Raw genomic sequence first — 12,167 nt, 5'->3', positions numbered from 1 at the left:
GGCTCACTTCCCGCCCAGCGGTTCCGGCAGCGCGCTGCCATACCAGTGTTCGATCAAGGCGCGGGCGATCGAGATGCCGCCCGCGACCTGGATCTCGCCGGATTCAATTCCCTGGGCGAGTTCGGCCCGCGTAAACCAGCGCACGTCCCTGATTTCCACACCGTCCGGGACCGTTTCGGTTCCCGTTGCGACTGCAGTGAAGCCCAGCATCAGAGAAGAAGGGAAGGGCCACGGCTGCGATCCCAGGTACTGCGGCGAGTGCACCACAATCCCGGATTCTTCCTCGATCTCCCGGATTACGGCCGCTTCGAGGGACTCCCCCGGTTCCACGAAACCGGCCAGCGTTGAGTACCGTCCCACGGGCCAACTGGCCGAGTTGCCCAGCAGCAGCCGGTCCTCTGCGTCCACGACCGAGACAATGATGGCGGGATCCGTGCGGGGATAGTGCTCGCTGCCGTCCGCCGGGCAGCGCCGGACCCAGCCGCCGCTTTCCACGGTGGTCCGTGTCCCGCAGCGCGGGCAATGCGTATGGACAGCGTGCCAATTTGAAATCGCGGCTGCTTCCGCGAACAGGCCGGCGTCCTGGGGCGACAGCGAAGTTGCGACGTCGCGCAATCCCAACCACTCGCCGTCGTTCTTTGCTTCAGCGGTTACGCCTGTCAGGTCTTCCAGGACAATATCCGTCCCCTCGGGAACATCAGCACCCGCCACTGCGCGGCCTAGATAGACAAGATTTTCCGGCATGCGGCGCCCGAGCGAGGGCTGCAGCACAATCTTGTTGTCCCGCACGAGCGTTTTGCCCGCATCCATGAGCATGACCCAGGTGGATTTCAAGCCCCAGATATCGTCGAACAGAACCGGTTGACTGCGGCGCTCACAACCCCGGTCCATGGCGCTGCGGGCAAGGGCCAGGCCGCCCAACGGAGGAAAGCCTGTGGCATGGGTTGTGGTGCTCATGCCTCTACCGTACTAAGCACGGCGGGCCAATTGATATTTGGGCCCGCAATCTGGGGAGAACAGGGGGCCTGCGCTTGGCCTGCGTCACGTTCTAGCGACTCGCCGCGGCATCCGCCATGGCTGGGGCAACATTCCAATTACGGTGGACTACGTGAGAAAGACTCCTATGGAACTGGCCGCCATGGCCAGCGCGGCCGTACCCGGACTGGCGCCTGCCGGCGTTTCCGGAGCTCCCGACGACGCCGCGGACTTCACTTCCGCAGTGGTGATCGACGACGCCGGCAAGCAGTGGCGAGTCCGCTCCCCCCGCCATCCGGAAGCCAGCATGAGGCTCGAAACGGAGTTGCTGGTCCTGCGGTCCTTCTCCCCCGGCATCCGGGCCGAACTGCCGTTCCAGGTGCCGTCCGTGGCAGGTACGGTCCAGCAAGGGGAGCTGCGCACGTTTGTCTACAACCATGTCCCCGGGGCTACTTTGGAACTCGAGACGCTCGTCGCCGAGGGCGGCAGAGTGCCCACCGAAATCGGCCGGGCCATGGCCGGAATCCATGACCTGCCGCAGGCCATGGTGGACCGCGCGGATTTGCCGAGCTACACCGCTGATGAGTTCCGTCAGCGCCGGCTGAACGAACTCGACCAGGCCGCCACGACCGGCAAGATCCCGCCGGCTTTGCTGCGCCGTTGGGAGCATGCGCTGGAGGATGTCACGCTCTGGAAGTTCAACCCGTCAGTGGTCCACGGTGACCTGCACGAGGACAACCTCGTCATCTGGGACGGCGCCGTCAGCGCCGTCACCGGATGGACTGATCTGCGAATCGGCGACCCGGCGGATGATTTTGCCTGGCTTATCGCCGTCCACGAACAGTCTTTCGCCGACGTTGTGCTGGAGTCGTACAACAAGTACCGGAAAGAGCCGGTGGATCCGCACCTGATGCGCCGTGCCGCGTTGGCCGCGGAATTCGCGTTGGCGCAGTGGCTGGTACGCGGTGTCGCTGCCGAGGATGCCGCAATGATTGCCGAAGCCGAAGAGATGCTGCAGGAACTTGAGTCGGATATCCGCGAACACGGCGGCCAGGAGATCAGCAGCGAGAAGCTCCCGGTGCCCGCTGCACCGGCTGGTCCGCCGTCCGCGGCGTTCGAAAGTGAGCGAGCCGGCACGCAGTCGACAGAGCGGCCCGCCGCCGCGCCCCGGATCAGCGAGCGCGTGACGGCGGAGCCGATAGTTCCCGCGGCCCCTTCGGATAAGCCAGCCGCTGAGGCTCGCCCGGTCGACGATGCGGACACCGTGCCTGACGATAAGGAGTCTGGCACGGACAAGGAAGGCGGCGGTGCCGGCCCGAACCCGCCCAAGGAAGACGAGGCGACGGCGGACCGGGCGCCCGCTTCGGCGGACGCGAAACCGAAGACTCCCGCGAAAAAGAACGACGGCGGCGCCTCCGGCACGGGAACCACCGCCGCTGATGATTCACTGACAACCACAGCGATCCCCATCATTGAGCCCCGTTCAGGTTCTTAGCGTTCGGAACCGGCGTACGCCGCGCGCACGATGGCTTCGAGTTCGGCTTCACCGGCCAGATCGTGCGGTCGCACGGTCTTATCCGCCGCCACATAGTAGAACGCGGCTTTGACGTCCGCAGGGTCGATTCCGTGCAACCGGGCCCAGGCCAGCCGGTACACCGCGAGCTGAACGGCACGTACACCCAACTTGTCCGGCGAGGGCGGGGAACCGGTCTTCCAGTCCACCAGGTCCCAGGTTCCGTCCTGGTCCCGGAAAACAGCGTCGATCCGGCCGCGCACTACAACCTCATCCACCCTGGTTTCGACCGGTACCTCGATGGCGGCCGGCGTCTTCTCCGCCCATTCGGAGGCCTTGAACGTGGCTTTCATGGTCTCCAGGTCGTAGGCCTCGTCGACATGGGAGTCCGCGGGCGAGGACAAGTCGTCCAGATCCAGCATGCCGGCGGTGCCGAAGTGCTCCTCCACCCAGCTGTGAAACGCGGTTCCCTTGCGCGCGGCCATGCCGGGCCTGCGCGGCACGGGTCGACGCAAGGACCGCGTGACCTCGGCAGGGTTGTCTTTCAGCTCCACGAGCATGGAGGCGGAGATATGTGCCGGTAGTTCGATCTCGTTGGCTCCGCGGGAGGCATTGTGCTCCTGCAGCAGCAACTCCGTTTCCCTGGCCCACGGTGCCCCCTGCTCAAGCTTCCGGTCCTCTGCAATGGCCAGCAGCACCGCCTGGCTGGCCGCCTCCATGGCAGCACGCCGGCCGGGACGGGCCGGTTCCGGCTCTCCACCGCGGTATACCAGCGGGCCTTCCAATGGGTCGTAGGGCCAGAAGGCCGTCTCGGTTTCCTCGCGGAACGGGTTGGTATCGCCAAGTTCCTCGTCGGAGATCCAGGTACCGACCCGCACTGTCGACGGGACCTGCTGCGCCAGTTCGGCCAGCTCGGTCAGGAATATTGACGGTGCGGAGGGTTTGACCTTGCTGCCTGCCCAGCCCGCGGAGCTGCAGACCAGCAGGTGCTTGGCCCGGGTGTACGCCACGTAGGCCAGGCGCCGCTCCTCCTGTTCGTTGTGGGCCTGGACCTCGCCTTTGTAGACTTCTTCGGCGGTGAACCAGGACAACTGGTCGGGTTGCTCGGTGTCCCACTGCGGCAGGTCCGCCCCGTCACCGCGCAGGGGCCAAGGCAAGGCCTCGTTTCCGCTGCTCCAGCGGTTGTCGGAGCCGCTGGGAAAGGCACCGTCGTTGAGTCCGGGAACAAATACAGCGTCCCATTCCAGTCCCTTGGAAGCGTGGACCGTCAGCAGCTGAACGGCGTCCTTGCTCACGTCGACCTGGACGACGTCCAGTCCGCCTTCTTCTGCCGCGGCGGCTTCGAGCCAGGCCAGGAAAGCCAACAGGTCAACCCGCTGCGCGGTCTGCATGAACGTCGCGGCCGCGTCATGGAAGGCATCCAGATGCCGTCGTGCCTGGTGGATGGTAACGCCGGGTTTGGAAGCCACTTCGATGTCGAGCAGCATGGCCCGTTCGACTTCGCCCAGCAGCAGGGGAAGCTCGTCCCCCACGAAAGTCCGCAACCGCCGGACCTCCGCCGACAGCCGCCCCATGCGTGCCAGCGCCTCGGGAGACAGCGAGCGTCCGTTGCGCGATGTCCAGCCGGGTTTGGGCAACCGGTCCAGGGCTTCCACCAATGAGGCCGCCTCGGCCAGATCCTGCTGGACGACCTGGGGAGATGCCTGTTCGTCGGCATCCAGATCCACCGTCTGCCTGTCCTCGGCCGCCCGGCGCCGCTGCGACTCCAGAAAGCGGGACCAATCGGCAAACGCCATTAGGTCCGCGGGCCCTATGCGCCAGCGGGCACCAGCCAGCAGGCGCATGAGGGAGTCGGAACGGCCGGGATCGGCCAGGACGCGGAGCGTGGCGACGAGGTCGATTATCTCCGGTTGACTCAGCAGCCCTGCCAGCCCAACGATCTCATAGGGAATGCCCTTGTCCGCGAGTGCTTTCGCGACACCGGCGATCTGCGCGCGCCGGCGGCACAACACGGCCGTGGTGACAGGTTCAGCCCTGCCGGTTTCCGGATCGCGCTCGAATACGGTCCGGCGCGCCCTTGCCACGCCGGCAGCCACCTGTTCCGCCTCCTCGGACTCGCTGCGGTAACGGGCGAGGACAACGGTTCCCTCGACCGCGTTCGGACGCGGCGTGAGTGGAGGCACCTCGAGCCGGCCCGGCTTCGGCCGGTTCGGGTCTACCCTGTTCAGCGGCGACGAAATCGTGTTGGCCATGGCGAGCACGTTGACGGCATTGCGCCAAGCCACGGTCAGGAAGCTGGCGGGGGCGACGCTGCGCTGCCCGTCCTCGTCGACGAGCGGGAAATGCTGGCGGAAGGCGAAAAGCTGTCCGGCCGAGGCTCCCCGGAATCCATAAATTGACTGGTTCGGGTCCCCTACTGCGGTAACGGGATGGCCGTCGCCGAAAAGCTTGGAGAACAGCACCATTTGCGCATGCGAGGTGTCTTGGAATTCGTCCAGCAGCACCACTTTGTACCGCAGACGTTCCAGCTCGCGGGCCTGTGGTACGTCCTTGGCGATCGCTGCTGCCAGTGAGACGAGATCGCCGTAGTCCAGCACCCCGCGCTCACGCTTGACCTTGCCGTATTGTGCGGCGAGTTCGGCAACGGTGATCCTGGTCCGCAAACGGTTCAACAAAGATACGACGGCGGCTTTTGGCTGCCGTGTGCTGCCCTCAACGTAGGGCAGCGAACTGATCCTCTCAACGTCGGCCTGCAGGAGACCGATGGCCTCTTGCGGCGTTGCCAGATGCTCCGAGCACTCCGAGGCGAACTGCATGACTGCCGTGACCAGAGTGGACTTGGCGGCCGTCAGATGTCCGATATCCCCGTCATAAGCCTCCACCACCTGGCTGGCAAGCTGCCATGACTGCGCGCTGCCCAGCAGCACGACGTCGCGTTCGATGCCAAGCCGGAGCCCGTAGTCGGACACCAGACCGTTGGCGTACGAGTGGTACGTGGACACCTTGGGCTCCAGCAGTCCGGCCGCGTCATCCGCGTCATCCGGCAGCAGCCCGTGGCGGGCGAGCTTGTTCAGCTGGACGCGGATCCGCGCCGCCAGCTCGCCGGCCGCCTTCCGGGTGAAAGTCACACCGAGGATCTCCTCCGGCCGGACCATCCCGTTGGCTACCAGCCACACCACGCGGTCCGCCATTGTGGCCGTTTTGCCCGAACCCGCGCCGGCAATGATGAGCAGCGGCTGCAGCGGCGAACTGATGATGTCCGCCTGCTCGGGGGTGGGCAGATGCTGGCCCAGCATCCGGGCAAGTTCATCCGGGGCGTAGGTTGTGAGGACCTGTCCGACGCTCACTCGGTTACCTGCTTTCCTTCGGCGCACAGCGGGCAGAGTTCGGGGACACGGCACCCGTGCGAACCGCCGCGCGCTTTCTGCGGATCGTGGCGGGCTTCAAACTGATTAGCGGACATCAGTCCGGCCGCCTCATGGATCATCGGAGTAGCCCAGTCTTCGGCGGTGTCCAGTCCGTCCTGGTGCTGGACCTTGACGTTTTTCAAGTCTTTGCCGAGCTGGACCAGCGCGGCTCCGCCGGGCTGGCGGACGACGTTTGGTTCCCGGTTTCCGGCCTCGTTAAAGGCCCCGGCCTTGACCGCGGCCTGGTAGCTGCCCAGCTGCGGATGCCGGTCCAGGTCTGCCGCGTTCGGCGCCGATTTGCCGGTCTTCAGGTCTATGATCACCAGCCTGCCTTCGCGGTCCAGTTCCAGCCTGTCAACCTGTCCCCTCAGTCTGGCGATGCGTTCAGGGCCTTCGATGTCAACGGAAAAGTCCTGTTCAACGCCTAACAGGCTCCGCCCCTCGGACCGCATGTGGAGTACGTACTGGGCCAGGCGGCGCACCATGCCCTCGGCCCGCTGGAAGTCCAGGCGGCCTTCCCAGTTTTCCTTCATGCCCAGCGCCGGCCACCGCCGGGTGAGCTCCTGGACGTATTCATTTCCGGTCGCATCCGGCATGTCCTGGGCGATGGCGTGAACCAGGTTGCCCAGGCTCCGGGCAAAGTCCGTGGCGGCCTCGCCTCCGGCCGCCTGAACAAACCAGTCCATCGGTGAGGCGTGCACCGCTTCCACCCGGGACGGCGACACCGGCACCGCCTGGTCCGGCGGCACGATCGGTGCATCGGTGGTCAATGGCAGCAGTCCCCACCATTGCGATGGATGTGCCCCCGGTACCGGAACGGGGCTTGAGGCCAGCATGGCAAGTCCCGCCGCTGCCTGGGCAGCGCGTTCTGGTTCCTTGGCTCCTTGCTGTGCCCACTGCCGCAATTCGGCGGCTAACGCGCGTACCGTCCGCGGCCGCATGACCGTAGTCACCGGCCGCGCCACTTCCTCGTCCAGCCACGGATCCACCACGTCGAGGAACCCGGAAGGCTGGGCGTCCTCCGACTGCACGGCAATGCAGATCAGTCTGCGCTCGGCACGAGAGACAGCCGTTGAAAAGCTCCGGAGCTCGTCGTAACGCGTCTCCCGAAGCCTGGATACGACGTCGATTTGTCCCGCCTGCTCAATGCCGTGCTCGAGGACATCCACGAACTGCGTACTGCCCAGCAGCTCTCCACGTAACCGGGTGTTGGGCCAGATGCCCTCCTGGACACCTGCCACGATGACCATCGGCCAGCCGCGTCCCGCTGCACTGGCCGGAGTCATCAGTTCCACGGCTTCACGCAACTGCGCGCGGGGAGCGAGGTTGTCCATCGGGAGTTCCTGGTTCAGCAGGTAGTCAAGGAACTGGGCGGGGTTGGAGCCTGGCAGCTGGTCAACATACCGCTCCGCCGTTTGGAACAGGGCCATGAGAGCATCCAGATCCCGGTCCGCCCGGACACCCGCCGGACCACCCTGAAGCGCTTGTGCGGACCACCTGTCGGCAAGGCCCGCGGCGGACCACAAGGCCCACAGCACCGTCTCCGCGTTGGCGCCGGGCTCCTGCGCCGCCTGGGTTCCGGCACTGAGCATCGCCGCGATCCGCTTGGCCGGCCCCGCTTCGCGGCCCAGAGTCTGGAGGGTGGCCGGATTCCGCAGCGCCTCCACCAGCAGGGCATCGCTGGATCGGCCGCCGCCGCCGAGCCGTTCTTCACGTCGCAGCGACTGGCGGAGCCTGCGCAGGTCAATGGCGGTCGCGCCGCCTATCCGCGAGGTCAACAGTTGGACTGCCGTTTCTGCGTCCAGCCGGTCCGGCTCCAACACCATGGCCAAAGCGTCCAGCAGCGGCCGGACGGCGGCTTCGTCGCGGACCGCCGTTTCCGCCACCGGAATCTTCACGGCGATCCCCTGCCCGGAGAGGTAACGTGCCAGTTGCGAAAGCTGGCCGCCGGTGCGGACGATGACTGCCATGTCACTGAGCTTGATGCCGTCAAAGAGCCGGGCTTCAAGAATCCGCTGGGCAACGTAGCGCTGCTCGTGGACCGGTGAATCAACCAGATGGGAACTGGCCTCCGAAGCCAGCCCTGAATGCGCCGGCTCCGTTTGCCGCCCGTCAGGCTCCGGAAGCGTCAGTTCGCGTGCCTTTTGTGCGCCCGCGACCAAGGAAATCCGCGAGGCAACCCGTTGCCAAGCTGCTGAAACAATTGGCCCCATGCGGTGGGAACCGGTCAAGGCCATCGTCCGAAAAGGTCCTCCGCCGGATGCCAACAGCTCGGACAGGCGCGCCAGCAGATCCGGCCGCGCTCCACGGAAGCCCTGGACAACGGTGTCCGGCGAGGCCGTGACAATGGTGTCCTTACCCTCGGCGAGGACGGCCAGCAATTCGTAGACGGCAGGATTGGCCTCCTGCAGGTCATCGACCAGGATCAGCCCGAGCCGCTGCCGTTCGCGGTCCAGGAAATCTTCATCATCCATGAGCAGTTGCCGCGCCGCAGTGATAATACCGGCCGGGTCGAAGGCTTCCGGCATGCGCAGATCGATCAGGTCACGGTACTCCCGGAACAGACTCGCCGCCGATTGCCAGTCTTCACGCCCGCTGGCGACCCCCATCGCCTCCAACTGTTCGGCGGTGCTGCCGTATTCAATAACGCGGTCGAATAGCTGCCGGACCTCGTGCCGGAATCCTCGGGTTCCGAGCGCTTCGTCAAGATCGCTGGGCCACCTGACGGCACCGCTATGCCCGGTACGGTGTCCCTGCAGCAGTTCGGCAATGATCTGATCCTGCTCCGGGCCGGACATCAGACGCGGGGCCCGTTCCAGCAGCGGCAGCCGACCCTCGGCCCGGGCACGCCGGATCAAGTCGAAGGCGTAGGCAGCCCAGGTCCGCGCCGGCGTTGTACTGAGGCTTCGGTTCAGCCGCGCCGTGAGCTTATCCCGCAGGCGCGCAGCGGCCAGACGCGACGGAGCCAGCATCAGGATCCGCGCAGGATCCAGTCCGGTTTGTTCGACCCGGTGGACGGCGTGTTCGACCAGCACCGTGGATTTGCCGGTCCCCGGAGCACCGTAAACGAGCACCGGCCCACAGCCTTCGGGCAGCGAGATGACGGCATTCTGGTCCGGGCGTTCGGCCGGCTGCTCCGCCCGGGACCGGTTCGGCCGCACCAGTTTAAGTTCCGGTGCTTGCTGCATTGGTTTGATCACGGTTCCATTCCATCAGCCGGCAGTGACATTTTTTGGCGGATATCTTCAATGCGATCAAAGTCATCGTCATCCGGAAACCAGCGGGCCAACTGCATCTGGACCTTCGGCTCGCTTCCGGCCTCCCGATTTATGAGCGGTGTGAGCTCCCGTCGATAGCGCCGCACCGCCCGGCCCATCAGCTCATTGGGCAGCGTCCCGTCCGCTCGGATGACCCGCCACCATGCCACCGCCCCGCCATGCAGCGACATCACGCGGCCAACCTGGCGGGCACCACCGGAGCCAAGCAGCTCCGCTATGTCCCCATAGGAGAGGACTCGACCGGCCGGTATGAGTGCCGCCACTTCCAGAACGGCATCAACAAACTCCCGGCGCATGCGATCTACTCTAAATGGCAGCCGATGTGTTTTTATCCACAGGCGGCGGGCCCGCCGCGGAAATGTCGGTGCCGGCAGGTAGCGTTGCCGGCATGAGCAGCTGGCATGAACTTCCCCGGGCAGCATTCGATGTCGAAACGACCGGACGGGATCCGCACGAAGCACGGATCGTCACCGCATCCATCGTCCTTGTCAATGGGCTGGGGCAACCACTGCAACAGCTGGAATGGCTGGTCAACCCCGGTGTCTCCATCCCGGCCGAAGCCTCTGCCATTCACGGCATCACCAACGACAAAGCCCTCAGCGAGGGCTTGGACGCCGCCCAGGCTGCAGCCGAAATCGCCCAGACCCTCGGCAGCTATTTCGACGCCGGTATCCCGGTTATGGCGTTCAACGCTCCCTACGATTTCACGGTCCTGGCCGAGGAATGCGGACGCTATGGCATGGAAATGCCAGAGCCCGCACCCGTTATCGATCCCTTTGTGCTGGACAAGCAGATGGACCGGTACCGGCGCGGCAAACGGACCTTGGTCGCCCTGAGTGAGTTTTACCAAGTGCCGCTGGAGAACGCGCATACTTCCGCCGCAGACGCGCTGGCCACCATCGGCGTTGCCGATGCGCTGGCAAGGAAATATCCAGAACTTCAGGTCGATCCCTCTGAGCTCCACGCATCGCAAGTGGAGTGGTGCGCCAAACAGGCGACGAATTTTCAGGAGTGGTTGCGCCGGACCAAACCGGACGCGGTGGTCGATGGCGTGTGGCCGTTGCGGGAAGGCGTTATGCATGCGCGGCCCACAGCGGCGGCAGGGCAGTCAATTTAGGGTCTAAATATTACGAATCTTTTCCTGGGTTCGGGAGCGCGGCCAGTCCTGTCATAATTTAAGCTGTTCGCTGCCCGGGTGCTGGCCGCCGCAGACCAGGACCCCGTCCCCAATCAGCCGAGGATTCATGTGATCACTGTTTCTGACCTGCGCAAGGTCTATCGCCAAGGCAACCGTGAAATTGTTGCCCTTGACGGAGTCAGCCTTGAGGTTCCCAGGGGATCAATTCACGGCATCGTGGGACATTCCGGGGCGGGCAAATCAACTTTGGTCCGCTGCCTGACCCTGTTGGACTCCCCCACCTCGGGGTCGGTGAGCATCAATGGGGCCGAACTGAGCTCGGCCCGAGATGCAGACCTGCGCAGCGCACGCCGGCGCATCGGCATGATCTTCCAGCATGCCAACTTGATGGATTCGCGAACCACCGCGCAGAACGTCGCGCATCCGTTGGAAATCGTCAACACGTCCAAGGACGCCATCAGCACCAAGGTGAATGAACTGTTGAAGCTGGTGGGACTGGAAGGCTTCGAAAACGCTTATCCTTCCCAGCTCTCCGGCGGCCAGCGCCAGCGCGTAGGCATTGCCCGCGCCCTCGCTTCCGATCCGGATGTCCTTCTCTGCGACGAGCCCACGTCTGCTTTGGACCCGAAAACCACCGAAGAGATCCTTGTCCTGATCAAGGACCTCACTGAGCGCCTGCAGCTGACGGTGCTGATCATCACGCACGAAATGCACGTGGTCAAGCGCGTCTGCGACTCGGTGTCCTTACTGGCCGCCGGCCGCATCGTCGAACACGGCCCGTTGCGTGAGGTGGCGGCCCGTCTGGGCAGCGAGCTGTCCCGCACGTTGCTGCCGCTGCCCTCAGCGGAGCCGCTGGGCACCGGCGTCGTTCTTGAAATCCTTTTCTCCGGGGACACCGCCTCCGAACCGGTTTTGACCGCCGCTGCCCGCCGGTTCAATCTGGACCTCAACGTACTCGCAGGCAGTGTCGAAACTTTGGCGGGCACGCAATTCGGCCATCTGCGCATCCAGTTGCCGGCAGGCACCGAGGCGGGGCCGGTCGTTGAATATCTGCACAGCCAGGGAGTCTCGGTGCGTACCGCAGGAAAGGACGCCGCATGAACCTATTCGAGGACTTGTTCTCCAATCCGGCCATCACGAAGGCATTGCCGGAAGCCATCGGCGAAACACTGCTCATGGTGGGAATTTCGGGTCTCTTCACCGTGCTGATCGGGTTGCCGCTCGGCATCTTCCTCTACACCAGTGCTCCCGGAGGGTTGCGCCCGCTCCCGGTCACCAACCGCATCGTCTCAGACATCGTAGTTAACATCACCCGGTCCATTCCCTTCGCGATTCTCATGATTTCGCTGATCCCGCTCGCGCGGATCATCACCGGAACCTCCATCGGAGCCATGGCCGCCACGGTATCCCTGACTATCGGCACCGTCCCGTTCTTTGCCCGTCTCGTCGAGACGTCGCTGCGCGATATCAGCTCCGGCAAAATCGACGCTGCCCTGGTCATGGGCTCCACGAGGATGCAGATTGTCCGGAAGGTTTTGGTACCGGAGGCCCTGCCGGGCCTCGTCGCGGCGCTGACGACGACGATGGTTACGCTGGTTGGCTACTCCGCGATGGCGGGCCTGACCGGCGGCGGCGGTTTGGGGCAGCTGGCCTACAACTACGGTTACCAGCGGTTCGATACAACCGTCATGATCGTCACCATCGTGCTCATTGTCATCCTGGTCCAAGCCATCCAATGGATCGGGGACGCGGTCGCCCGCCGGGTCGATCACCGCAGCGCTGCCACAGCCGGTTCGAAGAAATCCCGTCGGCATGAACCGGCCACAGTGGTCGGCGTCTAAAGCCGCCCCTGCCAG

8 protein-coding genes are annotated in these 12,167 nt (G+C 64.9%); 4 read left to right on the top strand and 4 right to left on the bottom strand.

Features of this window, described 5'->3' with window-relative positions:
• Positions 1–3: 3 nt before the first annotated feature.
• Entirely contained in the window at positions 4–957 is a 954-nt protein-coding gene (nudC, locus tag AC3A4M_RS02330; RefSeq protein WP_498733689.1) for an NAD(+) diphosphatase, read from the bottom strand.
• Positions 958–1,108: 151 nt separating this feature from the next.
• Here nudC and AC3A4M_RS02325 point away from each other — a divergent pair, with 151 nt between their 5' ends.
• Positions 1,109–2,470, top strand: a complete 1,362-nt coding sequence (locus AC3A4M_RS02325) for a macrolide 2'-phosphotransferase (RefSeq protein WP_498733687.1) — start codon at positions 1,109–1,111, stop codon at positions 2,468–2,470.
• On the opposite strand, the gene AC3A4M_RS02320 is transcribed toward AC3A4M_RS02325, so the two are convergent.
• From AC3A4M_RS02320 to AC3A4M_RS02310, 3 genes are read right to left on the bottom strand one after another with little or no spacing between them, the layout of a single operon-like run.
• The gene (locus tag AC3A4M_RS02320) at positions 2,467–5,784 is read right to left on the bottom strand and encodes an ATP-dependent helicase (RefSeq protein WP_498734085.1); all 3,318 of its coding nucleotides are present in this window, start codon (positions 5,782–5,784) and stop codon (positions 2,467–2,469) included. The two genes, AC3A4M_RS02325 and AC3A4M_RS02320, sit on opposite strands and share 4 nt — an antisense overlap.
• Positions 5,785–5,831: 47 nt before the next feature.
• Positions 5,832–9,083 carry an ATP-dependent helicase gene (locus tag AC3A4M_RS02315; RefSeq protein ID WP_498734084.1) on the bottom strand — a complete coding sequence of 1,084 codons (3,252 nt, stop codon included), beginning with the start codon at positions 9,081–9,083 and terminating at the stop codon, positions 5,832–5,834.
• Between the two features lie 8 nt (positions 9,084–9,091).
• On the bottom strand, positions 9,092–9,469 hold the full coding sequence (locus AC3A4M_RS02310; RefSeq protein ID WP_498733686.1) for an MGMT family protein: 378 nt from the start codon (positions 9,467–9,469) through the stop codon (positions 9,092–9,094).
• A gap of 92 nt (positions 9,470–9,561) precedes the next feature.
• Between AC3A4M_RS02310 and AC3A4M_RS02305 the strand changes: the two genes are divergently transcribed.
• The 3 genes from AC3A4M_RS02305 to AC3A4M_RS02295 all read left to right on the top strand — a co-directional run bounded on the left by AC3A4M_RS02305 (position 9,562) and on the right by AC3A4M_RS02295 (position 12,152).
• Entirely contained in the window at positions 9,562–10,290 is a 729-nt protein-coding gene (locus AC3A4M_RS02305; protein WP_498733684.1) for a 3'-5' exonuclease, read from the top strand.
• A 129-nt stretch (positions 10,291–10,419) separates the two neighbouring features.
• Positions 10,420–11,412, top strand: coding sequence for a methionine ABC transporter ATP-binding protein (locus AC3A4M_RS02300; protein WP_498733682.1), 993 nt, complete (start codon positions 10,420–10,422; stop codon positions 11,410–11,412).
• Positions 11,409–12,152 carry a methionine ABC transporter permease gene (locus AC3A4M_RS02295; RefSeq protein WP_498733680.1) on the top strand — a complete coding sequence of 248 codons (744 nt, stop codon included), beginning with the start codon at positions 11,409–11,411 and terminating at the stop codon, positions 12,150–12,152. The genes AC3A4M_RS02300 and AC3A4M_RS02295 overlap by 4 nt, the downstream gene beginning before the upstream one ends.
• Positions 12,153–12,167: the final 15 nt, after the last annotated feature.

This window comes from Arthrobacter sp. Soil_C_60 (assembly GCF_057656375.1).
The sequence above is the reverse complement of the archived record's forward strand: the minus strand, read 5'-3'. Positions and strand labels throughout refer to the sequence as shown.